General features: G+C 67.3%; 19 protein-coding genes. 12 read left to right on the forward strand and 7 right to left on the reverse strand.

Translation table 11 applies throughout. The annotated features are described in order from the left end of the window. Positions 1-65: 65 nt before the first annotated feature. Positions 66-803: a sulfite exporter TauE/SafE family protein gene (locus AC6LJ2_RS05410; protein ID WP_263912897.1), complete on the reverse strand. Its 738-nt coding sequence runs from the start codon at positions 801-803 to the stop codon at positions 66-68. Between the two features lie 224 nt (positions 804-1,027). Here AC6LJ2_RS05410 and AC6LJ2_RS05415 point away from each other — a divergent pair, with 224 nt between their 5' ends. From AC6LJ2_RS05415 to AC6LJ2_RS05430, 4 genes are all read left to right on the forward strand, one after another. After that, positions 1,028-2,560, forward strand: a complete 1,533-nt coding sequence (locus AC6LJ2_RS05415) for a hypothetical protein (protein ID WP_263912898.1) — start codon at positions 1,028-1,030, stop codon at positions 2,558-2,560. 176 nt (positions 2,561-2,736) lie between these two features. Then, complete coding sequence (locus AC6LJ2_RS05420) at positions 2,737-4,197, forward strand: aldehyde dehydrogenase family protein (RefSeq protein ID WP_445658000.1); 1,461 nt, start codon at positions 2,737-2,739, stop codon at positions 4,195-4,197. Between the two features lie 23 nt (positions 4,198-4,220). After that, on the forward strand, positions 4,221-4,700 hold the full coding sequence (locus tag AC6LJ2_RS05425; RefSeq protein WP_025139828.1) for a GlcG/HbpS family heme-binding protein: 480 nt from the start codon (positions 4,221-4,223) through the stop codon (positions 4,698-4,700). Positions 4,701-4,722: 22 nt separating this feature from the next. Continuing rightward, positions 4,723-5,739 carry a 2Fe-2S iron-sulfur cluster-binding protein gene (locus tag AC6LJ2_RS05430; protein ID WP_263912900.1) on the forward strand — a complete coding sequence of 339 codons (1,017 nt, stop codon included), beginning with the start codon at positions 4,723-4,725 and terminating at the stop codon, positions 5,737-5,739. A 21-nt stretch (positions 5,740-5,760) separates the two neighbouring features. Here the strand turns inward: AC6LJ2_RS05430 and AC6LJ2_RS05435 are convergent, their stop codons facing one another. The 6 genes from AC6LJ2_RS05435 to AC6LJ2_RS05460 all read right to left on the reverse strand — a co-directional run bounded on the left by AC6LJ2_RS05435 (position 5,761) and on the right by AC6LJ2_RS05460 (position 12,491). Next, positions 5,761-6,219 (reverse strand): universal stress protein, encoded by a 459-nt coding sequence (locus AC6LJ2_RS05435; protein WP_263912901.1) that lies wholly within the window; start codon positions 6,217-6,219, stop codon positions 5,761-5,763. 150 nt (positions 6,220-6,369) lie between these two features. Continuing rightward, a complete protein-coding gene (locus tag AC6LJ2_RS05440; RefSeq protein WP_263912902.1) occupies positions 6,370-8,073 on the reverse strand; it encodes an ABC transporter ATP-binding protein in 1,704 nt (567 codons plus the stop codon). Next, positions 8,070-8,945 carry an ABC transporter permease gene (locus tag AC6LJ2_RS05445; RefSeq protein WP_498150976.1) on the reverse strand — a complete coding sequence of 292 codons (876 nt, stop codon included), beginning with the start codon at positions 8,943-8,945 and terminating at the stop codon, positions 8,070-8,072. Before AC6LJ2_RS05445 ends, AC6LJ2_RS05440 begins: the two co-directional genes overlap by 4 nt. Next, on the reverse strand, positions 8,942-9,919 hold the full coding sequence (locus AC6LJ2_RS05450) for an ABC transporter permease (RefSeq protein ID WP_445658003.1): 978 nt from the start codon (positions 9,917-9,919) through the stop codon (positions 8,942-8,944). The genes AC6LJ2_RS05445 and AC6LJ2_RS05450 overlap by 4 nt, the downstream gene beginning before the upstream one ends. Positions 9,920-9,940: 21 nt before the next feature. Further along, positions 9,941-11,629, reverse strand: a complete 1,689-nt coding sequence (locus AC6LJ2_RS05455; protein ID WP_263912905.1) for an ABC transporter substrate-binding protein — start codon at positions 11,627-11,629, stop codon at positions 9,941-9,943. Between the two features lie 34 nt (positions 11,630-11,663). Continuing rightward, positions 11,664-12,491, reverse strand: coding sequence for a hypothetical protein (locus AC6LJ2_RS05460; RefSeq protein WP_263912906.1), 828 nt, complete (start codon positions 12,489-12,491; stop codon positions 11,664-11,666). Positions 12,492-12,723: 232 nt separating this feature from the next. Between AC6LJ2_RS05460 and AC6LJ2_RS05465 the strand changes: the two genes are divergently transcribed. The 8 genes from AC6LJ2_RS05465 (at position 12,724) to ssuC (ending at position 22,093) form a co-directional block, all read left to right on the forward strand. Further along, positions 12,724-13,965, forward strand: coding sequence for an SfnB family sulfur acquisition oxidoreductase (locus tag AC6LJ2_RS05465; RefSeq protein ID WP_263912907.1), 1,242 nt, complete (start codon positions 12,724-12,726; stop codon positions 13,963-13,965). A gap of 3 nt (positions 13,966-13,968) precedes the next feature. Continuing rightward, the gene (locus AC6LJ2_RS05470; protein WP_263912908.1) at positions 13,969-15,186 is read left to right on the forward strand and encodes an SfnB family sulfur acquisition oxidoreductase; all 1,218 of its coding nucleotides are present in this window, start codon (positions 13,969-13,971) and stop codon (positions 15,184-15,186) included. Between the two features lie 21 nt (positions 15,187-15,207). Beyond that, positions 15,208-16,578 (forward strand): LLM class flavin-dependent oxidoreductase, encoded by a 1,371-nt coding sequence (locus AC6LJ2_RS05475; RefSeq protein WP_498150977.1) that lies wholly within the window; start codon positions 15,208-15,210, stop codon positions 16,576-16,578. A gap of 1,109 nt (positions 16,579-17,687) precedes the next feature. Further along, positions 17,688-18,494, forward strand: coding sequence for a MetQ/NlpA family ABC transporter substrate-binding protein (locus tag AC6LJ2_RS05480; protein ID WP_263915401.1), 807 nt, complete (start codon positions 17,688-17,690; stop codon positions 18,492-18,494). Positions 18,495-18,544: 50 nt separating this feature from the next. Continuing rightward, positions 18,545-19,138 carry an NADPH-dependent FMN reductase gene (gene ssuE, locus AC6LJ2_RS05485; RefSeq protein WP_263915402.1) on the forward strand — a complete coding sequence of 198 codons (594 nt, stop codon included), beginning with the start codon at positions 18,545-18,547 and terminating at the stop codon, positions 19,136-19,138. 14 nt (positions 19,139-19,152) lie between these two features. Then, positions 19,153-20,118, forward strand: coding sequence for a sulfonate ABC transporter substrate-binding protein (locus AC6LJ2_RS05490; RefSeq protein ID WP_263915403.1), 966 nt, complete (start codon positions 19,153-19,155; stop codon positions 20,116-20,118). 17 nt (positions 20,119-20,135) lie between these two features. Continuing rightward, positions 20,136-21,308: an FMNH2-dependent alkanesulfonate monooxygenase gene (ssuD, locus tag AC6LJ2_RS05495; protein ID WP_498150978.1), complete on the forward strand. Its 1,173-nt coding sequence runs from the start codon at positions 20,136-20,138 to the stop codon at positions 21,306-21,308. Next, positions 21,308-22,093 (forward strand): aliphatic sulfonate ABC transporter permease SsuC, encoded by a 786-nt coding sequence (ssuC, locus tag AC6LJ2_RS05500; RefSeq protein WP_263915405.1) that lies wholly within the window; start codon positions 21,308-21,310, stop codon positions 22,091-22,093. Before ssuD ends, ssuC begins: the two co-directional genes overlap by 1 nt. The last annotated feature ends 15 nt before the right edge of the window (positions 22,094-22,108 follow it).

Here is a 22,108-nt window from a genome sequence, read left to right on the forward strand (position 1 = left end):
GGTGGAATGGATACAGTCTTCATTGTATTACCGGGTTGTATCACCCGGCCATGCGGGCGGGGGTGTCAACCCGTCCACAGGGCCTTGGCGATGACGCCCAGTGCCCCCACGGCGCAGGCGCCCAGCAGCACGCCGCGCACGGCGCGCGGCGGCAGAAGCCCGCGCAGGCGGCTGGACACGGCAAAGCCGGCCAGCAGGAAGGGCGCCAGGCTGAGGGCCAGGCCGGCATGGTAGCCGGTGTAGCGATCGGCCAGCGCCAGCATGGCCAGCGAGAAGATCGAACCCAGGAACAAGACCATGCCCAGCGTGGCGCGCAGCCGCGCGGGCTCGGCGTGCTGCAGCACGATGGCGATGGGCGGGGCGCCCACCGAGGTCATGGTGCCCATGATGCCCGAGGCCACGCCGGCGCCCGACACGCGGCCTGGCGTGGCGGTAAAGCGCAGGCCGGCCAGGCTGAGCGCGACCGCGGCCAGGATCATCGTGGCGAACAGCAGGCCCAGGGCCTGGGCCGAAAAGCGGGCCATGGCATAGACGGCGATCAGCGTGCCGGCGGCCCGGCCCGTCAGGGCATAGCCCACTGCGGGCCAGTCGATCGCGGCGCGCTCGCGCAGGGCGGTCAGCAGGGAAATGAAGCCGCCCAGCGTCAGGAGCGGACCGGGCGCCAGTTGGGGAAAGCACAGGGCGGCGACCGGTGCGGCGAACATGGCGAAACCGATGCCGCCTACGCCCTGGGCCAGCGCAGCGCCGAACACCACGACGGCCATGGCTGCGTAGTGCCATAAATCAGGGACGAATGTTGTCATGCCTGCACGCCTATTTTGTATACGGTAGTCTAAATGAAACATCAGCATGCACCAAAAATGGGCAGGATGCACCCGTTAGTGCGCTGATTTTCCTGGGATATTCAAGAAATTTTCAGAATTATCGGTTTCCCTAGGCATCCCATATTTCGATGGGTATGCGGCCAAACAAAATATAGTATACCGAAGTGGCGACTTAACAGCCACGTCGACAAGGGGAAACACGCATGCAATCGGACGTCGTGCTCAACGCCGCTCACTGGGTGTATCTGGCCAGTGTGGCCGCCATCATCCTGACGATGATCCTGCGGGCCAACGTGGTGGTGCCGTCGGTGATCGGCACTTTCCTGGTGGTGCTGGCCATCACGGGCAACCCGATCAGTGGTTTGATCGGCATTTTTTCGGCCAGCTTCGTGGCGGCCAAAGAGCTTTTCAACATCTTTCTGGTCATCACCTTCATGACCGCGTTGCTCAACGCGCTCAAGACGTTGCAGGCGGACGTGCGCATGGTGCAGCCGTTTCGGCGGGTGATGCGGGGCGGCCATTCGTCGTTCATCATCCTGGCGCTCTGTACTTATGTAATTTCGCTGTTCTTCTGGCCCACGCCGGCGGTGCCGCTGGTGTCCGCGATCCTGCTGCCCGCGGCCATCGCGGCGGGCCTGCCACCCCTGGCGGGCGCGATGGCGATCGCCATCGCCGGGCAGGGCATGGCGTTGTCGTCGGACTATGTCATCGGCGTGGCGCCGGGCATCAGCGCCAAGGCGGCGGGCGCGGCGGTCAGCGCGGCCGTGGTGGCGGACCGCGCGCTGGTGCTGTCCCTGATCACCGGCGCGGTGGCGCTGACCGCCGCCTACCTGCTGATCCGCAAGCACATCGTGGCGGCCGACCCGGCGCTGCTGTCGGCCTGGCAGGCGCGGGCGCAGGACGGCAGCCTGGCCGAGATCGAGCACTCGGGCTCGTTCGACAAGGCGGAACTGGCGCGCGGCACCATGGGAGCCAACCCCACGCTGCCGCGCGGCCCCGGGCTGGACGAGGCCGAACGGCGCCGCGTGCGCTGGTCGCGCGTGTTCGCGGTCGTGACGCCGCTGGCATTCCTGGGCGTGATCGCCGTGATGGTGGTGCCGCGGCTGGTTCCCGGCCTGCCGGCCCTGCGCGGCGGTGATGCCGCGGCGCTGGTGGGCGGCGTGGCCTTCGTGGTGATGATGCTCGTGACGCTGGCGGCCGAAGGCCCGCGCAAGATGCTGGACGTGTGCCCCGAGCACGTCACCGACGGCTTCGTGTTCGCTTTCAAGGCCATGGGCTCGGTGCTGCCGATTGCCGGCTTCTTCTTCGTGGGTGCCAATGAAACCGCGGCGCAGATCCTGGGCATGCCCCAGGCGCAGGCGCCGGGCCTGCTGTTCGAAGTGATTTCGGCCGCGCAGCACCTGATTCCTGAAAACCACTTCCTGGTCGCCTTCGGTGTGCTGCTGGTGGGCATGATCACCGGCATCGATGGCTCGGGTTTCGCCGGCCTGCCGCTGACGGGCACGCTGTCGGGCGCGCTGGGCCCGGTGGTGGGGGTGGACGCGGCCACGCTGGCGGCGGTGGGCCAGATGGGCGCGGTCTGGACGGGCGGCGGCACGCTGATCGCCTGGTCCTCGTTGATTGCGGTGGCCGGCTTTGCGCGGGTGCACGTGCTGTCGCTGGTGCGGGCGCTGCTGCTGCCGGTGCTGCTGGCGCTGTTCGTGTCCACCATCTGCGCCGTCCTGATCTGGCGGTGAGCGAGGGGTCCGGCCTCCCGGGGTCCGGCCTCCCCGTGGTCCGGCCCTCCCGGGCTCCGCCTGCCTCCGGGTTTACGCCGATCGAATAGATTGGATTAAAGTATACAATGTTCAGAAACTACCTTAGACGGCCCATTTCCGGGCACCCCGGCCAGCCCGGCAAAGGAAGGACACCCGTGGACGATCTTTCGCAGCAGGAATTCCGCAACCATATCGGCGGCGAGTGGCTGGCGTGCGCCTCGGGCGCCACCGCACCCAATCTCAATCCGGCCGACACGACGGACGTGGTGGGGCGGTTTCCGTTGTCGGACGCCACCGACGGCGCCCGGGCGGTGGACGCGGCGCAGGCGGCGTTCGCCGCCTGGCGCGACACGCCGATCTCCAAGCGCGCCGCCATCCTCTTTCGCGCCGCCCAATACCTGGAAGACCACGTCGACGGCGTGGCGCGGGAACTGACCCGCGAAGAAGGCAAGGGCCTGGCGCTGGCGCGCGACGAAGTGCTGCGATCGGCCCAGACGATCCGCTTCTATGCCGTGGAAGGGCAGTCGTTCACCGGCGAGACCTTCGTCAACGACGACCCGGACATGGTGGTCTACAGCCAGCGCGAGCCGCTCGGCGTGGTGACGGTGATTTCGCCGTGGAATTTCCCGATCTCGATCCCCGCGCGCAAGATCGCCCCGGCGCTGATCAGCGGCAATACGGTGGTCTTCAAGCCGTCGTCGGACGCGCCGCTGTCGGGCTACCGGCTGGCCGAAGCCTTTGTGCAGGCCGGGCTGCCCGCGGGCGTGCTGAACCTGGTCATCGGCCCGGCGTCCAAAGTGGGGCCGTCCATCACCACCGCGCCGGCGGTACGTGCGATTTCGTTCACTGGATCCACCGCCGCGGGCGAGCAGATCCACCGCGGCGCCGGCCTGACCACCCGCACGCAAATGGAGCTGGGCGGCAAGAACCCGCTGATCGTGCTGGCCGACGCCGACCTGGACCGTGCGGTGGACCTGGCGGTGAAGGGCGGCTTTTCGCTGTCGGGCCAGGCCTGCACCGGCACCAGCCGGCTGCTGGTCGACCGCAAGGTGCTGCCCGCCTTTACCGACAAGCTGCTGGCGCGGATGAAGGCGCTGACCATCGGCAACGGCCTGGACGGCAATTTCGACCTGGGCCCGCTGGCGACGCAGAAGCAGCTGGACACGGTGTTGAGCTACGTGGCGGTGGGCAAGCAGGAGGCCACCCATCTGCTGGGCGGCGATCGCCTGACTGGCGAAGGATTCGACCGCGGCTTTTACGTGACGCCGGCCCTGTTCACGGACGTGACGCAGCAGATGCGGATCGCCCGCGAGGAAATCTTCGGCCCGGTGCTGGCCCTGATTGCGGTGGATGGCTACGACGAAGCCATCGCCTGCGCCAACGACACCGAATACGGCCTGTCGGCCGCCATCGCCACGACCGATGCACGCTATGCGCATCGCTTCGCCCGCGACATCCAGGCCGGCACCGTGAAGATCAACCGCACCACCACCGGCAACCTCATCAACGCGCCGTTCGGTGGCCTGAAAAGTTCCAGCACGTCGACGTTCCGCGAGTCGGGCCGCGTCGGGCTGGAGTTCTACACGCAGATCAAGACCGTCTACCGCGCCGGCTGACGGCCAACCTGGGAATCGCAGACATGAAGCAGATCTATCGCCTGGAACTGGAAGAAGCGCGCGCCATGGTGCGCGCGGCCATCGCCCGATCGGAACAGATCGGCGTGCTGGAATCAGTGTGCATCGTCGACGACGGCGGCTACCCCATAGCGCTGGAACGCATGAACGGCGCCCGCATCACCGGCCCGCAGATCGCCTGGAACAAGGCCTTTACCGCCGCGGGCCACAAGCGCTCGACCCACCTGTTCACCACCCCGCCCAACGGCCCGGCGCTGCCGGGCAACGAGGCTTTTGGCATCCAATGGAGCTTCGAGGGCAAGTTTGCCGCGTTCGTGGGCGGCTTTCCCATCGTGGTCAACGACGAGGTGATCGGCGGAGTGGGCCTGAGCGGCGGCAACGGCGAGCAGGACACCCAGGCCGGCCTGGCGGCGTTGACGGCGCTGGCCGAACTGCTGGAGCCGCACGGCCTGAAAGTGCTGGTGCAGGCGGACATCAAGAAATAACCGACACCCGGCAGGTAACGTCATGGCATACCGCGTGCATATCCTGGAAACCGAACAGACCTTCCTGGTCGAGGAAGGCGAATCCGTGCTGGACGCGGCCACCCGCGCCGCGGTGAAGCTGCCGCACGAATGCACCTTCGGCGGCTGCGGCACCTGCCGCGTGAAGCTGGCGGCGGGGACGGTGACCTACGACGAGTTCCCCATGGCGCTGACGCCGCAAGAGGCGGCCCAGGGCTACGCGCTGGCCTGCCAGGCGCGGCCGCAAAGCGACCTGAGCCTGAGCGTGCCCGACCGGCGCGCCTTCCCCGAGCCACGGCGCCTGCCCGCCCAGGTGCATCGCATTGCGCGGCTGTGCGACGACGTCATTCACCTGACGCTGGCGCTGCCGCCGGACACGCCGCTGGATTACGCGCCGGGCCAGTACATGAATGTGCTGCTGCCGGATGGCGAAACCCGCAGCTTTTCGATGGCGTCGGCCCCGGCCGGCAACCTGGTCGATTTCCATGTGCGCCGCATTCCCGGCGGCCGCTATACCGACCACTGGCTGGGCCAGGCGCAGGCCGGCGCGCCGCTGCAGATCGAGGCGCCGCTGGGCGTCTTCAGCTACCACGAGGAAGACTGGCGGCCGATGATCATGTTGGCCACGGGCACCGGTATCGCCCCGATCAAAGCCATCCTGGAATCGCTGCTGGACAGCGACGATTGCCCGCCGGTGACGCTGTACTGGGGCATGCGCACCGAAGCCGACCTGTACTTGCGTGAAGAGATCGAAAGCTGGGCGGGGCGGCTGTACGAGTTCAATTTCGTGCCCGTGCTGTCGCGCGCGGGCGCGGATTGGCCAGGCCGGCGCGGCCATGTCCAGCAGGCGGTGCTGCAAGATCATGACGACCTGTCGGAACATGCCATCTACCTGTGCGGCGCCCCGGCCATGGTCAGCGAGGCCACCGCATTGCTCGCCGCGCGCGGCGCCAGCCTGGATCACGTGTATGCCGACAGCTTCACGTTCCAGCATGCGGCGGTGGCGGCCGGCCAGGATTGAGCCTGTCCCGCCTGCAACCCCTCAAGCCGCCTTCGGCCGGTCTTGCCGGAACACCAGCACCGGCAGCTTCGTGCGCGCCAGCACCCGCTGGGTTTCGCTGCCCAGGAGGAATCCCGTCATGCCGTGGCGCCCGTGCGAACCCATCACGATCAGGTCGCAATGATGCTGCAGCGACGCTTCGACGATGGCTTCGTGGGGATGGTCGTTGACGGCGACCGCCGTGCTGCAGGGCACCAGGGCGTGGCGCGCCTCCATTTCCAGGCCATCGAGATACGCCGTGGCGTTCTTGCGGGCCTGGTCGGTGGGCGGGGCCTGGTGGGCGCCCAGCATTTCGGCCTGGTAGACCAGCAGGTGGTCTTCCGGAATGGCCCGCAGGATGGTGATCGAAGCCCCCATTTCCTTGGCGAAAACGAGCGCTTGCTTGAAGGCCGATTCGGACGTGAGTGAGCCGTCCACGGCGACGAGCAGATGCCTGTACATGTTGCGTCTCCTTTGAAAAAAGGAAGGTCCAGCAACGGGTGAATTCAGTATAGGCCTGGGCCTGGCCGCAATCCAGTAGTGCGTTGGGAGGAGGGGGGGGCGAGCCGGGCACCTGGCCCGGGGCCTGGCCGGCTGCCCCGCCGGCGCCCGCTATGCGATGCGGCGCAGCGTCTCGCCGTCCCCGGCCAGCCCCCGCGGCAGGGCCTCGATCAGGCTGCGCGTATACGGGTGGCGGGCGTCGCGCCACAGGGTGGCATTGGGCCCTTCTTCGACGATCCGGCCCGCATTCATGACGAGCACCCGGTCGGCCAGGTAGTGCACCACCGACAGGTCGTGCGAGATGAACAGGTACGACAGGCCGAATTCGGCCTTCAGGTCCACCAGCAGGTTCAGGATCTGCGCCTGCACGGACACATCCAGCGCCGACACGGGTTCGTCGCAGATCACCAGCGCCGGCCGCAGCACCAGCGCGCGGGCGATGCCGATGCGCTGGCGCTGGCCGCCCGAGAATTCGCTGGGGTAGCGGGCCAGTGCGGCCTGCGGCAGGCCGACGGCATCGAGCATGTGGGTGATACGGCGGCGGCGTTCCTGGCGGTCGGTGACGCGGTGGATGCGCAGCGCGGCCTCCAGGATGTCGCCCACGGTATGGCGCGGATTGAGCGAGGCGTAGGGGTCCTGGAAGATCATCTGCACGCTCTGGCGGTAAGCCGCGAGCTCGCGCTTGTCCAGCTGGATGGTGTCCTGGCCGCGCAACAGGATGTGGCCGCCGGCGGGGGCCAGCAAGCGCACCAGGGTGCGCGACAGCGTCGACTTGCCGCAACCCGATTCGCCCACCAGGCCCAGTGTTTCGCCGCGCGCGATCTGGAACGACACGCCATCGACGGCCGTCTTGGTGCCCTGGTGGCTCGGGTAGTCCACCCGCAGGTCGCGCACCTGCAACAGCGGCACGGCGTCCGGCACGGCGGGGTCGTTGGCGGCGGCGACGCGGGGCGGGGTGACCAGCCCGAAGACGGGCCGCCCGGAGGCGGGGTCGAGCCGGGTACGGATTTCCGGCAGGCGGCGCTGGCGGTAGTGGGTGGCATCGTCCAGCCGCAGCGAGGCGCCCAGCAGGCCCCGGGTGTAGGGATGGCGAGGTTGCGACAGCAACGCCGACGCCAGGCCTTCCTCGACCTTTTCGCCCGCGACCATCACGGCGACACGATCGGCCCAGTCGCCCACCACGGCCAGGTCATGCGTGATCAGCAGCAAGCCCATGCCCAGGTCGGCGCGCAGGTCGTCCAGCAGCCGCAGGATCTGCGCCTGCACCGTGACGTCCAGCGCCGTGGTGGGTTCGTCGGCCACCAGCAGGGCGGGTTCGCAGGCGATGGCGGCGGCGATCATGGCGCGCTGGCGCTGGCCGCCGGACAGCCGATGCGGGTAATCGTCGACCCGGCGCTGCGGTTCCGGCACCCGCACCAGGTCCAGCAGTTCGATCGCGCGCTGGCGCGCGGCGCGGGCCGTGGCGCCGCGATGCAGGCGCAGGGCCTCGCCGATCTGCTCGCCCAGCGTCAGCACCGGGTTCAGGCTGGTCATGGGTTCCTGGAAGATCATCGCGATGCGGTCGCCGCGCAGCGCGCAGCGCTGGCGTTCCGGCAGCGCCAGCAGGTCGCGGCCTTCGAACAGGATGCGGCCGCTGGCACGGGCGTGGCGTGGCAACAGGCCCAGCAGCGCCAACGCGGTGGTGGACTTGCCGCAGCCGGACTCGCCCACCAGCGCCAGCGTTTCACCGGCGCGGATCTGCAGGTCCAGGCCGCTGACGGCCTGGTGGCCGGGAAAGGCCACGTTCAGCCCTTGGATGTCGATCAGTGTGCTCATGAGAGAGGGGCGGGGGCGGGCGTCGCGGCGGTGCGGCGCCGCAGCTTGGGGTTGAGTGCGTCGTTGATGGCGTCGCTGAGCAGGTTCAGCGCCAGCACGGCGGCCATGATGGTCAGGCCGGGCAGGGCGGTCATGTACCAGGCGGTGCGCAAGGCTTCGCGGCCGGCGCCCACCATGCTGCCCCAGCTGACCACGTTGGGGTCGCCCAGGCCCAGGAACGATAGCCCGGCCTCGGACAGGATGGCATTGGCCACCAGCACGGCGGTGGTGACGATGATGGGCGGCAAGGCGTTGGGCAGGATCTCGCGGAAGATGATGCGGGCGTGGCCGGCGCCCAGCGCCTGGGCGGCGCGCACGAATTCGCGCTCGCGCAGCGCAATGAATTCCCCGCGCGTCAGGCGCGCGATGCCGGTCCACGACGTGACGCCCAGCGCGAAGATGATGGTCGACAGCGATGGCCCCAGGATCGCCACCAGCACGATTGCCAGCAGGAACGACGGCACGGTCTGGAACAGTTCGGTCACGCGCATCAGCGCGGCGTCGGTGCGCGGGCCGGCGTAGCCGGCAAAGGCGCCCACCAGCAGGCCGATGCCCAGCGCGATGGCGGCCGACGCGCCGCCCACCAGCAGCGACACGCGGGCGCCATGGAACAGGCCCGCCAGGATGTCGCGGCCCATCAGGTCGGTGCCGGCGGGAAACTCGGCATCGCTGCCGGGCCAGGTGAAGGGCGCACCCACCATCTCCAGCGGATCGCCGGGATATAGCCAGCCGGCGGTGGCGGCGGCACCCAGCAGCACCAGCAGGATGGCTGCACCGATGGCGGCGGACGGTGCGCGCAACAGGCGCAGGACGGCGTGCAGGGCGGGCGTCATGTCTTTCTCACACGGGGATCGAGCAGGCCGTAGGTGGCATCCACGGCAATGTTCATCACCGCCACCAGCGCCGCGCTCATCAGCAGGATGCCCAGCAGCAGGTTGACGTCCCGGCTGGCGATGGCCTCGAACGACAGCTGGCCCAGGCCGGGCCAGGCGAATACGGTTTCCACCACGATGCTGCCGCCCAGCAGCGCGCTGCTTTGCAGGCCCAGCATGGTGACGACGGGCAGGATCGCGTTGCGCAGCGCATGGCGCCAGATCACCCGGGCCTCGCCGTTGCCGCGCGCGCGGGCGGTGCGGATGTAGTCTTCCTGCAGCGTTTCGATCATGGATGCGCGCGACAGCCGCGCGTAGATGGCCACGTAGTAGATCGCCACCGTGGCCACCGGCAACGCCAGGTGCCGGGCGTAGTCCAGCCACAGCGCCCAGCCCTGGTAAGCCGCGCCCACGTCGCGGATGCCGCCGACCGGCAGCCAGTCCAGGTGCACGCCGAAACCGACGATGAGCATCAGTGCCGTCCAGAACATGGGGGCGGAATAGCCGGCCGTGGCCAGGGCCGACAGCAGCGTGTCCAGGAGGCCGTGCGGTCGCCGGGCCGCCAGCACGCCCAGCAGCACCCCCAGCGCTACCGACAGCGCCAGTCCGGTGCCGATGAGCGCCAGCGTGGCCGGCAGCCGGCCGAAGATCAGCGTCGCCACCGGTTCGCCATAGCGAAAGGAGTAACCCAGGTCCAGCGAAGCCAGGCTTTTGAGGTAATAGCCCAGTTGCGCCAGCAGGCTCTGGTCCAGCCCGTAGGCCAGCCGCAGCTCGGCCACGTGCGCCGGGGTGATGCCGCTGTTCTCGGCGGCAATCACGTCCACCAGGTCGCCAGGCACGAGTTTGAGCAGGAAGAAATTCGCCACCGCGGTGGCACCCACCACGAACAGGATCTGCAGCAGGTAGCGGACGGGGCGGGGCAGGCGCGCGAACATGGCGGGTGTGTCCTGCGGCGCTCAGGCCTTGCCCAGCCAGACGTTGGCGAAGTTGTTGCGCGAGTGGGACGACGCGTCGGTCACATTGCGCAGCTGCTTGTCCCAGACGCCGAACCAGCGGAACTCGAACAGGCCGATCAGCGGCAGGTCGCGCTGCGCCAGCCGCTGCACTTCGTTGTACTGTTCGATGCGCTTTTTCGGATCGGTCTCGACCTGGGCGGCCTCGATGGCGCGGTCCATCTCGGGGTTGTTGTAGCCGGACACGTTGTACCAGGGCGTACCGCGGGCTTCAGCCTTGCTCCAGTAGCGGGTTTCGACCCCCAGTTGCGGGTCGATCAGCACCGTGCCCCACGAGCTGATCAGCTGGAAGTTGTAGTCGGTGAAGACGTTGCGGGTCCAGGTGGCCAGGTCCAGCCCGCGCAAGGTCACGTCGATGCCGATCTTGCGCAGTGCCTGGCGCACGAATTCGCCAGTGCGACGGTAGTCGTCGCCGAACGGAATGTAGTCGTGCGTCAGCGCAAAGCGCCAGCCGCCGGCGCCGCGCGGGTAGCCGGCTTCGTCCAGCAGCTTCTCGGCCAGGGCGGGGTCGTAGGCGTACTGCTGCACATTGGGGTTGTGGTAGGGCAAGACCCGCGAGGGCACCGGGCTGACGAAGGGCTCGGCGTAGCCGTTCCAGACGGTCTTGACCAGCGCCTGCTTGTTGACCGCGTGGGCGATCGCCTGGCGTACCTTCAGGTTCGACAGGATCGGGTCGCGCAGGTTGGCTTCCAGCCACAGCCACGCGGCAAAGCCGTTGTAGCCCGACGTGTCCACCGCCAGCTTGGGCAGCTTGGACAGGCGGGTGGCGTCGGTGAAGGCCACCGGATTGCGTTCGCCGTACGAGACCGCGCCAGTTTCCAGCGCGGTGGCGCGGCCGGACACGTCGGGCACGATCTTCCAGACAATGCGGTCCAGGAACGGGCGTTCGGGCTGCCAGTAATGCGCGTTGCGTTCAAGCACGATGTAGTTGCCGCGGTTCCATTCCTTGAAGACGAACGGCCCCGTGCCCACCGGCTTGTTGTTGTACGGATTGTTCTGGATGTCGGTGCCTTCGAACAGGTGGCGCGGCAAAATCGGCGCACCCAGCGAATCGATGGCGTTCAGCGCCACCGGCGTGGGCTGCGACAGGTGCAGCACCACGGTGTGGTCGTCGGGCGTCTCCACCTGCTTGAGGTACTGGAACACGCGGCGTGCGCTGGGCGCATGTTTCAGCCAGACCTCTTCGGCGGACCATTTCACGTCGGCCGCGGTGAAGGGCTTGCCATCGTGCCACAGCACACCCTGGCGCAGTTTGAAGGTGATGGTCTTGCCGTCTTCGGATACGGTCCAGCTTTCGGCCAGCACCGGCCGCGGCTTCAGGTCGGGGCCGTATTCCACCAGGCCGTCGAAGATCTTGCTGGCCACGGTGCCGGTAGGCGTGGACGAATTCAGGTAGAAGGCGAGCGTCGGCGGCTCGGGGTGCACCACGGCGTTCAGCACGCCGCCGCGGGTCGCGCCCTGCACCGTGTTGGGCAGGCTCTGCGTGTCGGCGTGGGCCGGCGCGAAGATCACGTTGGGAAACAGCGCGCCGGTGCCCATCAGCGCACCGGCGCTGAGCAGCCAGCGGCGCAGGGGGTTGACGGTGTCCTGCGGCGTGTCGATGGCGGACGCCGGGGGCAAGGGCTGGGTCATGCGGGTTCCTTCGGTCGTGAGGGGCGTCGCCGGGTCAGGCGGCCAGGCTGGTCAAGGGGGGCAGGTCGTCGGGGGCTACGCGCAGCAGCGTGGCCAGCAGCTCGCGCCGCCAGGCGTCGTACAGCGCGACGTGGCCGCGGGTATCCAGGCCGGTGGCGCGCCGGTTCAGTTGCCAGGAATCGCGCAGGTAAGGTGCAAGGATGCGTTGCACGTCTTCGTCGGCCTGGACCAGGCTTTCGGTCCAGTCATGGCGCTGGGCGTCGCTGGCGTTCGCCAGCTTGCGCAGCCACCACTGCGTGATGCGGATGCGGTGCGCTTCTTCGTCGGGCAGGATGCGGTTTTCGCCGAATTCGCGATGGCCGAAGTCCAGCACGCGGGCGGTGCGCCGGTTCACGAACAGGCGCGCCAGGATGTAGTGTTCGTAATGGAACTGCCAGGCCAGGAAGTTCTGCCAGTTGCGCAGCGCAAAGCCGCCGATCAGGTCCCAGGCATCGCGCACGCCTTGCTCGACCTCGGGCAAGGGGTCGCGGCCCAGCAGCACGGCGGCACGGCCACGCGAGAATTCCGCATGGGCCGCGTCGTCACCCAGCTGGCGCGCCAGGGCGAACTGGAACTCGGTGTCGTCGCGGAACAAGCCGGCAATGGCATGCGCGGCCACCTGCGTGATGAACAGGTCGTGCACGGTGTTCCAGATGGCGTATTCACCGGCCGCCTGGCGCTCGTCGGTATTGGCCAGGTCGCGCGGCGGCTCAAGGCGCGTGGCGGGAACATTGGGCGCCACCACGACGCGGATGTCGTCGAACAGCCGGGCTTCCAGCGCGCCGTCGTAGTCCAGGGCAATAGGCAGATCCAGTTCAGGCATGAAGGCGGGCGGCAAGGCGCAGGGCTGGGAAAAGCTCGACTCTAAGCAAGCGCGAAAGCCGCCCGCAAACACTCTTTGGTGATTTCGTTATGCCGCCGCGGCGTCTGCTAACAGGTGGCACGGGGCATTGCGCGGCATATACCGATTTCAAATAACCGCATGAGAAATCCGTCCTTCCGCGTGACGGGCCGCGCCGATAGGCTGCATGTTTTCACCCCTGGCGCCCTGTCTCATGCCGCAAGCCGCAGCTTCCCCCTTTCCGCAGGACAACGACGAGGCGCCCCGCGTGGTGCCGGCCGCCCGGCTGCACAGCGATGCCGAGGCCCTCGATGCCGCCCACGCGCTGGCCGCCGACTTCGCACAAGGCGCGGCGCAGCGCGATCGCGACCGCAGCCTGCCGTGGCGCGAGATCGAACGCTATTCGGCCAGCGGCCTGGGCGGCATCACCGTGCCGCGCGAATATGGCGGCGCCCAGGTGTCTCACGTGACGCTGGCCGAGGTGTTTCGCATCATCAGCGCGGCAGATCCGTCGCTGGGCCAGATTCCGCAGAATCATTTCGGCTCGCTCAACCTGCTGCGCCAGGTGGGCACGCCGCAGCAGAAACAGCGCTATTACGAAGGCGTGCTGGCCGGCCGCCGGCTGGGCAATGCCGGCCCCGAACGCCATACCCGCCATGCCCGCGACGTGCAGGCGCGGCTGGTGGCCGAGGGCGATGGCTATCGGTTGTCGGGCCGCAAATACTATTCCACCGGCGCGCTGTACGCGCACTGGATACCCACCAAGGCGCTGGATACCGAGGGCCGCCTGGTGACCGTGCTGCTGGATCGCGGCGCACCGGGCCTGACGGTGGTGGATGATTGGTCCAGCTTTGGCCAGCGCACCACGGCCAGCGGCACGGTATTGCTGGACAACGTGCGGGTCGAAGCCGATGCCGTGCTGCCCGCCTGGACCGTGCAGGAAAAGCCCGCGCTGCAAGGTCCGTTCGCCCAGTTGATGCAGGCCGCCATCGACGCCGGCATTGCCGAGGCCGCGCTGAACGACACCGTCACGTTCCTGCGCGAACGTGCCCGCCCCTGGGCCGAGGCCGGGGTGGAACGCGCCACGCAAGACCCTTACGTGATCGGCGACATGGGCCGCCTGTTCATCGACCTGCACGCGGCGCAGGCCGTGCTGCTGGAAGCGGCCGCGCACCTGGACGACGCCACCCCGCGCACGCTGGACGCCGACGACGTGGCCGCCGCCTCCATCGCGGTGGCGCGCGCCAAGGCGCTGACCACCGAGATCGCGCTGGCCGCCAGCGAAACGCTGTTCGAGCTGTCCGGCTCGCGTTCATCGCTGGCGGAATTCAACCTGGATCGCCATTGGCGCAATGCCCGCACTCACACGCTGCACGACCCGGTGCGCTGGAAGTACCACGCCGTGGGCAACTACCTGCTGAACGGCCGCCGCCCCAACCGCCATTCCTGGATCTGAGCCATGAGCGACACGCCTGTTTCGACCTTGGCGCCCCAGCGCGCCGCGATCATCGCCAACGATGCCCAGGCGCTGGACGTTGCGCGCGCGCTGGCGGCCGACTTCGCCCTGGAGGCCGCCCAGCGCGACCGCGAACGGCGCCTGCCGCTGCCGGAACTGGAGCGCTATTCCCAGTCCGGCCTGTGGGGCATCACGGTGCCGCGCGAATACGGCGGCGCGGGGGTGTCGCGGGTGACGCTGGCCGAAGTGACGGCCATCATTTCGGGGGCCGACGGCTCGCTGGGCCAGATTCCGCAAAACCACTATTACGCGCTGGAAGTGCTGCGCGTGAACGGCAGCGCCGACCAGAAGCGCCGCTTCTACGCCCGCGCCCTGGCCGGCGAACGCTTCGGCAACGCCCTGGCCGAGATCGGCACCCGTACCGCCGCTGAACGCCGCACCCGCCTGTCGCCCGATGGCGAGGGCGGCTGGCGCATCAACGGCAGCAAGTTCTATTGCACGGGCGCCCTCTATGCCCAGTGGATTCCCACCGCGACGGTGGGCGACGACGCGATCCAGCGCCTGGCCTTCGTGCGCCGCGACAGCCCCGGCGTGGAGGTGATCGACGACTGGTCGGGCTTTGGCCAGCGCGTGACGGGCAGCGGCACGGTGCTGTTCAAGGATGTGCCGGTGCCGGCCGAGAACGTGATGGTGCTGGTCGACCCCACCGCGCCGCCCAACACGATCAAGCCGCTGGCGCAGATCATCCACGCCGCGATCGACCTGGGCATCGGCCAGGCGGCGCTGGCGGATGCGCTGGAGTTCGTGCGCAACCGCTCGCGCCCGTGGATCGATGCGGGCGTGGAGCGCGCGGCCGACGACCCGCTCACGCTCAGCGAGTTCGGCCGCCTGTCGATCCGCCTGGATGCCGCAAGGGCGCTGGTGGCGCGCGCCGGCCGCATCCTGGACGTGGCAACAGCAGACCCGCAACCGCACCTGGTGGCAGCCGCCGCCATCGCGGTGGCCGAGGCCCGCGCGCTGACGACGGAATCGGCGCTGGCGGCGGGCACGAAGTTGTTCGAACTGGCCGGCACGCAGGCCACGCTGGACCACCTGAACCTGGACCGCCACTGGCGCAACGCGCGCACCCACACGCTGCACGACCCGGTGCGCTGGAAGCGCCACGCGGTGGGCAACTACTACCTGAACGACGCGGTCCCCGGCCGGGTCGGCACTACCTGACCTTTTGGAAAGCGGCACGCCATGGCGAAGAAGCAAATCCTCCTGAACGCGTTCAACATGAATTGCGTGGGCCACATCAACCACGGTTTGTGGACGCACCCGCGTGATACGTCGACGCAGTACAAGACGCTGGACTACTGGACTGACCTGGCGCGCCTGCTGGAGCGCGGCCTGTTCGACGGCCTGTTCCTGGCCGATATCGTGGGGGTGTACGACGTGTACCAGGACTCGGCGGACCTGACGCTGCGCGAGTCGATCCAGTTGCCGGTGAACGACCCGCTGCTGACGGTATCGGCCATGGCGGCCGCGACGCGACACCTGGGTTTCGGGGTGACGGTGAACCTGACGTACGAGGCTCCCTACCTGCTGGCTCGCCGTTTTTCGACGCTGGACCACCTGACGAACGGCCGCATCGGCTGGAACATCGTGACGGGCTATCTGGAAAGCGCGGCGCGGGCGATGGGCCTGTCGGAACAGATCGCGCACGACGAACGCTACGACCGTGCGGACGAGTTCCTGGAAGTGGCCTACAAGCTGTGGGAAGGCAGCTGGGACGACGATGCGGTGCGCGCGGACCGCGCGGCGCGTGTGTACGCGGACCCGGCGGCGGTACGCCGGGTGGATCACGCGGGCAAGTACTACAAGGTGCAGGGCTACCATCTGTCGGAACCATCACGCCAACGCACGCCGGTGCTGTACCAGGCCGGCTCGTCAGGCCGCGGCCAAGCGTTCGCGGCACGCCACGCGGAATGCGTGTTCGTGTCGAGCCAAACCAAGGAAGGCCTGCGCAAGCTGGTGGCCAGCGTCCGCGAGTCGGTCGCCAAGGAAGGCCGCGATCCGAGCGATATCAAGTTCTTCATGGGCGTGACGGCGGTGGTGGGCAAGACGGAAGCCGAGGCCAGGGAAAAGCACGCGGAATATTTGCGGTACGCCAGTCCGCAGGCGGGGCTGGCGCATTACGCAAGTTCGACGGGCATCGATTTTTCGCAATACAGGAACGACGAGCCGATACGCTATGTGAAGAACAACGCGATCGAGTCGGCCGTGAAGAATCTGACGGTGGCCAGGACGGATCGAACGGTGAATGACCTGCTGGCGGATATGGCGCTGGGCGGTCGTTATCCGGCGCTGGTGGGCAGCGGGGCGCAGGTGGCAGAGGAGCTGGCGTCCTGGGTGGAAGAAACCGATATCGATGGCTTCAATCTGGCGCGTACGGTGACGCCTGAGTGCTATTCGGACTTTATCGATCTGGTGGTGCCTGAGTTGCAGGAACGTGGGGTTTTCAAGACTTCTTATGTCGAGGGGACGCTCCGGGAGAAGCTTTTTGGGGTGGGGCGGAGTCGGTTGCCTTTGGAGCATGTGGCGGGGGACTTCCGAGGGGTGATTGCGTGATGCTTCTTCGGTTGCTTGGTGCTTCGTAGGTCGCTCTGGGCTTCGTAGGGCGTTCGGTGCTTCGTAGGTCGCTCTGGGCTTCATAGGGCGTTCGGTACTTCGTAGGTCGTCCCTCGCGGCGGTGGCATGCGGGGCGGGCGCCCACGATTGCGGTCCGGAGCGTTCGCTCCGGACTGCCCCGTCGTCATCGTCGTCCAGGCCTTCGGCCTTCCCTTCCGATTCCCTCGGGCGCATCGAGGTTGCCCGCCCCGCATGCCACCGCCGCGAGGGACTACGCGTGTCTCGGGTTGTTGCGTTGCTAGACCTGTGGTCAGGGCATGAGATCTGCAGGGTCGCCAAGCCGCGGCCGCGCGGGCGGCCACGTTTGGCATTCGTGTTGCTGACAGTGTTGCGGGTGCGCTTCGCGCTGTTGGAGATGGGTTTTCTATTGGGTCGCACATCGTGGGGGTGGGGCGGTGATGGGCGGCGCGGCGGAGTCCTGCTTGCGCATGCTGATCGTCTCGCGCGCCGCCCATCAGGCGCTGCACACTGATGTGGAACGCTACGGCATCCGCGCCGCTAGAAAACAACATCCTCACCTACACGCGAGAGCGGCATCGGTGCCCGCAAGACGCCGCGTAAGCTTCGTAAGGCCGCCCGCGCGGCCGGCACGAAGCGGGCCCCGTCCCACCCCGCCCACCCCCACTGACCGTGAAAAAAACGCCAAGCACACCGTCCGCCCCAACGTCCGTGACTGATCCTAATCGTGAGCGCTTGGCGGTGTCGAGGTATGGAGGGCGGGGCGTGTAGATGCGCCCGAGGGAATCCGTAGGGAAGGCCGAAGGCCTGTACGAGGATGACGAAGGGGAAGTCCGGAGCGAAGGCTCCGGACCGCAATCGTAGCCCCGCCCTCCATACCTCGACACCGCCAAGCGCGACTTAAGAACTCAAACCCACGCACAACCCATTCCCCCTAAAACCCCAAGAAATATCGTCATATTTCCAAAACAAAGCCATTCCCCTCCAGATCAATCTTCAACACATAACTTCATACCGACTAAGTATTTTTCCGCCCCGCCCCACGATGCCAGAATCAGCCATCGATTCTTTGCATACTCGGAAAAAACAAGATGTCGTTCGCCAAAAACCTGCTGGCCATCACCGCAATCGCCTTTGCAATCGCGCCTGCCGCCCATGCCGATACGCAAGATAAAAAGACCATCACTGTCGGCATCTCCGTCGGTACCACCGAGAAGATCTTTGACGTCGTCAAGCAGGTTGCCGCTCGCCAGGGCCTTGAGATCAAGCTCGTCAAATTCAATGATTACCAGCTGCCCAACGCGGCGCTCAATGCCGGTGACCTGGATGCCAATGCGTTCCAGCACAAGCCTTTCCTCGATAACCAGATCAAGGCGCGCGGCTTTGACATTGTGCCGGTGGGGCTGACCGTCACTGCGCCGTTGGGGTTCTATTCGCGCAAGATCAAATCGCTCAACGACCTGCCGGAAGGCGCGTCCGTCGGTATTCAGAATGATCCTTCCAATGGCAACCGGGCGTTGCGTCTGCTGGCGGCTTATAAGCTCATTACTCTCAAGCCAGAGGCCGAGCAGAAGAACAATGCCACGCCGCTCGATGTGGTTTCCAATCCGCGCAAGCTCAAGCTGGTGGCGTTGGATGCCGCGCAATTGCCGCGTTCGCTGGATGACCTGACGGCGGCTTCCATCAATAACGACTACGCCACGCAGGCCGGCCTGGTGCCGGCGCGGGATGCCATTGGGCGCGAAGCGGCGGATGGGCCTTATGCCAACGTCATTGCCGTGCGTACCAAAGACCGTGACCAGCCCTGGGTCAAGAAGCTGGTGTCCGCCTATCAGTCGCCCGAAGTGCGGGCCTTCATCGAAAGCGAATTCAAGGGTTCGCTGATTCCCGCCTTCTGACACGGCCTGGCGCCGAGCAGGATTCTTCAACGCTACACCGGCCATCTGACATGAGCATTCTTACCCTGGCGGGCAGTCCGTCGCAGCGCTCCCGTTCTTCCGCCTTGCTGCGCCATGCCGCGCAGCTGTTGCGGGCGCGGGGGTTGGGCATCGTCGAATTGGGGTTGCGCGACATTCCCGCCGAAGACCTGGTCGAGGGGCATTACACCGGGGCCGCCGCCAATGCCTTGCGGGCGCGGGTGGCCACGGCCGATGCCGTGCTGATTTCCACGCCCGTCTACAAGGCTTCGTTTTCGGGTGGGCTGAAGGCGGTGCTGGATCTGCTGGACGAAAAGGCGCTGGCGGGCAAGGTGGTGCTGCCGATTGCCACCGGCGGCAGTCCGGCGCATCTGCTGGCGCTGGAGTATGGCTTGAAGCCCGTGCTGTCGGCGTTGGGTGCGCGGCACATTCTGGCGGGGGTCTATGCCACCGATAAGCAGGTGAGCATCGATGATGCGGGCGTTAGCCAGATCGATGCGGACGTGCTGGCGCGGCTGGAGGATTCGGTCGAGCGGCTGGCCGAACAGGTGGCGCCGCGCGGTGCGGTCGTCAACGAAGCATTTGACCTGGGCCGGCTCGCACTTGCGGGCGGCTTCAGCGTCTGAAACGGAGGTTTTCCATGCGCAGCGTGATCTGGGTGTCCCGTCTTTCCGTGTTCCGCTGGTTGGCGGCGTTGCTGTGCGCAGCGCTGCTGTGGCCCGCGGCGCAGGCGCAGGAGGCCAAGACGCTGCGCATCGGCTTTCAGAAGTACGGCACCCTGACCATCGTGCGGGCGCTGGGTGACCTGGACAAGCGCCTGGCCGCGCAAGGCATCACCGTGAAGTGGACCGAGTTTCCCGCCGGCCCGCAATTGCTGGAAGGCTTGAACGTCGGTTCCATCGACTTCGGTACCGTCGGCGAAGCGCCGCCGGTATTTGCCCAGGCGGCCGGCGCGGCGCTGGTGTACGTCGGCAACGAGCCGCCGTCGCCCACCAGCGAAGCCATCCTGGTGCCCAAGGATTCATCCATCAAGAGCGTGGCCGACCTGAAAGGCAAGAAGGTCGCGCTGAACAAGGGCTCCAACGTGCACTATCTGCTGGTCAAGCAGCTGGAGCGTGCCGGCGTGGCCTATGGCGACGTCAATGTGGCCTACCTGACGCCAGCCGATGCGCGCGCCGCGTTCGAGCGTGGCGCGGTCGATGCGTGGGTGATCTGGGATCCGTTTCAGGCTGCCGCCGAAAAGCAGTTGGGTGCGCGCGTGCTGGCCGACGGCACGGGCGTGGTGAAGAACTATCAATTCTTCCTGGCGGCGCGGGCCTATGAAAAGGCGCATCCGGACGTGATCCGGACGGTGCTCGATGAAGTGCGCAAGGGCGACCTGTGGGCGCGCGATCATCGTGCAGAAGCCGTCGCGCTGTTGCAGCCGGTGCTGGGGCTGGATAAAGCGGTCGTCGAGCTGGCGGCCGACCGACTGGCCTATGGCGTGCAGCCCATCACGCGGGAAGTGCTGCAAGAGCAGCAGCAGGTGGCGGACGCGTTTCACGCGCTCAAGCTCATCCCCAAACCTCTCAACGTGTTCGACGCCGCGCCGTCGGACCTGAAATAGACAAGGGCAGGCCCTCCATGGACGTCTTCTGGTTCATTCCCACCCACGGCGACTCGCGCTACCTCGGCACCAGCCAGGGCGCACGCGCTGCCAGCTACGATTACTTCCGCCAGGTGGCGGTGGCAGCCGATACGCTGGGCTATGACGGCGTGCTGCTGCCTACCGGCCGCTCGTGCGAAGACGCCTGGGTGGTGGCGTCCAGCCTCATCGGCGCGACGCGACGCCTGAAATTCCTGGTGGCGATCCGGCCGGGTGTCAGCTCGCCGCAGTTCTCGGCGCGCATGGCCGCCACGTTCGATCGCCTGTCCGAAGGCCGGCTGCTGGTCAATGTGGTGACCGGCGGCGATCCGGGCGAACTGGAAGGCGATGGCGTATTCGTCAGCCACGACCAGCGTTATGCCATCACGGCCGATTACCTGCGCATCTGGCGCGGCATCCTGGCTAACAGCCACGAGGCCGAGGGCTACAGCTTCGAAGGCGAGCAGTTGGTGTCCAAGGGCGGCAAGGTGATCTACCCGCCGGTGCAAAAGCCCTATCCGCCGCTGTATTTCGGTGGCTCGTCCGAGGCCGCGCACGAACTGGCGGCCGAGCAGCTGGATGTCTACCTGACGTGGGGCGAGGCGCCCGATGCCGTGGCCGCCAAGATCGCGGACGTGCGCGCCCGCGCTGCCAGGCATGGCCGTACGGTGCGTTTCGGCATCCGCCTGCACGTCATCGTGCGCGAGACGGAAGACGCGGCCTGGGCCGCGGCCGACGAACTGATCAGCCATCTCAGCGAAGACTCGGTGCGCGCCGCGCAGGCCGCATTCTCGAAAATGGATTCCGAAGGCCAGCGGCGGATGGCGGCGCTGCACGGCGGCAAGCTCAACGACGAGCAGGGCGGGCGCAAGCACCTGGAAATTTCGCCCAACCTGTGGGCCGGCGTGGGGCTGGTGCGCGGCGGCGCCGGCACGGCCCTGGTGGGCGATCCCGAGACGGTGGCGGCGCGCATCCAGGAATACGCGGATCTGGGCATCGAGACCTTCATTTTCTCGGGCTATCCGCACCTGGAAGAGTCGTACCGTTTTGCCGAACTGGTGTTCCCGCTGTTGCCCGGCAAGGGCGGCAAAAAGGTCGGCAACACCGTGCTGACGGGTCCGTTCGGCGAGGTCATGGCCACCGAACTGGTGCCCAAGGAATCGGCCAGCTGATGAACGCCGCCCACAAGCCCGGCGGCTGGCGCGCGGCGCTGGCGCCGTGGCTGGTTCCCGCCCTGATCCTGCTCGTGTGGCAGCTGGCCGCGCAGGCCGGCTGGCTGTCGTCACGGATTCTGCCCGCGCCCTCCAGCGTGGCCGCGGCGGCATGGTCGCTGGCCGTGTCGGGCGAGCTCTGGCAGCACGTGCGCATCAGCGCCCTGCGGGCGCTGTGGGGCTTGCTGCTGGGCGGCGGGCTAGGCCTGGCGCTGGGCTTGCTGAACGGCTCGTCTCGCACCGCCGAAACGCTGCTGGATACCACCTTGCAGATGATCCGCAACATTCCGGTGCTGGCGCTGATTCCGCTGATCATCCTGTGGTTCGGTATCGAGGAAACCGCCAAGCTCGTGCTGCTGTCGCTGGGCGTGTTCTTTCCCGTCTACCTGAATACCTTTCACGGCATCCGCTCGGTCGACCCGGCGCTGATCGAGATGGGGCGCTCGTATGGCCTGACGGGCTGGCGCCTGTATCGCGACGTGATCCTGCCGGGCGCGTTGCCGTCGATCCTGGTCGGCCTGCGTTTCGCGCTGGGGCTGGTGTGGGTGATCCTGATCGTCACGGAAACCATTTCGGCGCAGTCCGGCATCGGCTACATGACCATGAACGCGCGCGAATTCCTGCAGACCGACGTGGTGCTGCTGGGCATCCTGCTCTATGCCTTGCTGGGCAAGGTGGCCGACACGCTGGCCCGGGCGCTTGAGCGGCGCCTGCTGCGCTGGAATCCGGCCTACCGGCCGGCCTGAGCGCGCACTTTTGCA

It is taken from the genome of Achromobacter sp. 1014246743 (genome assembly GCF_059760725.1).

Bases quoted from the DNA above. Each gene is read 5' to 3' on its own strand.
- AC6LJ2_RS05435 (WP_263912901.1), bottom strand. From the start codon at position 6,219: ATGTACAGGCATCTGCTCGTCGCCGTGGACGGCTCACTCACGTCCGAA.
- AC6LJ2_RS05470 (WP_263912908.1), top strand. From the start codon at position 13,969: ATGAGCGACACGCCTGTTTCGACCTTGGCGCCCCAGCGCGCCGCGATC.
- AC6LJ2_RS05415 (WP_263912898.1), top strand. From the start codon at position 1,028: ATGCAATCGGACGTCGTGCTCAACGCCGCTCACTGGGTGTATCTGGCC.
- AC6LJ2_RS05465 (WP_263912907.1), top strand. From the start codon at position 12,724: ATGCCGCAAGCCGCAGCTTCCCCCTTTCCGCAGGACAACGACGAGGCG.
- AC6LJ2_RS05440 (WP_263912902.1), bottom strand. From the start codon at position 8,073: ATGAGCACACTGATCGACATCCAAGGGCTGAACGTGGCCTTTCCCGGC.
- AC6LJ2_RS05430 (WP_263912900.1), top strand. From the start codon at position 4,723: ATGGCATACCGCGTGCATATCCTGGAAACCGAACAGACCTTCCTGGTC.
- ssuD (WP_498150978.1), top strand. From the start codon at position 20,136: ATGGACGTCTTCTGGTTCATTCCCACCCACGGCGACTCGCGCTACCTC.
- AC6LJ2_RS05445 (WP_498150976.1), bottom strand. From the start codon at position 8,945: ATGACGCCCGCCCTGCACGCCGTCCTGCGCCTGTTGCGCGCACCGTCC.
- AC6LJ2_RS05410 (WP_263912897.1), bottom strand. From the start codon at position 803: ATGACAACATTCGTCCCTGATTTATGGCACTACGCAGCCATGGCCGTC.
- AC6LJ2_RS05450 (WP_445658003.1), bottom strand. From the start codon at position 9,919: ATGTTCGCGCGCCTGCCCCGCCCCGTCCGCTACCTGCTGCAGATCCTG.
- AC6LJ2_RS05490 (WP_263915403.1), top strand. From the start codon at position 19,153: ATGCGCAGCGTGATCTGGGTGTCCCGTCTTTCCGTGTTCCGCTGGTTG.
- AC6LJ2_RS05455 (WP_263912905.1), bottom strand. From the start codon at position 11,629: ATGACCCAGCCCTTGCCCCCGGCGTCCGCCATCGACACGCCGCAGGAC.
- ssuC (WP_263915405.1), top strand. From the start codon at position 21,308: ATGAACGCCGCCCACAAGCCCGGCGGCTGGCGCGCGGCGCTGGCGCCG.
- AC6LJ2_RS05480 (WP_263915401.1), top strand. From the start codon at position 17,688: ATGTCGTTCGCCAAAAACCTGCTGGCCATCACCGCAATCGCCTTTGCA.
- AC6LJ2_RS05475 (WP_498150977.1), top strand. From the start codon at position 15,208: ATGGCGAAGAAGCAAATCCTCCTGAACGCGTTCAACATGAATTGCGTG.
- ssuE (WP_263915402.1), top strand. From the start codon at position 18,545: ATGAGCATTCTTACCCTGGCGGGCAGTCCGTCGCAGCGCTCCCGTTCT.
- AC6LJ2_RS05425 (WP_025139828.1), top strand. From the start codon at position 4,221: ATGAAGCAGATCTATCGCCTGGAACTGGAAGAAGCGCGCGCCATGGTG.
- AC6LJ2_RS05460 (WP_263912906.1), bottom strand. From the start codon at position 12,491: ATGCCTGAACTGGATCTGCCTATTGCCCTGGACTACGACGGCGCGCTG.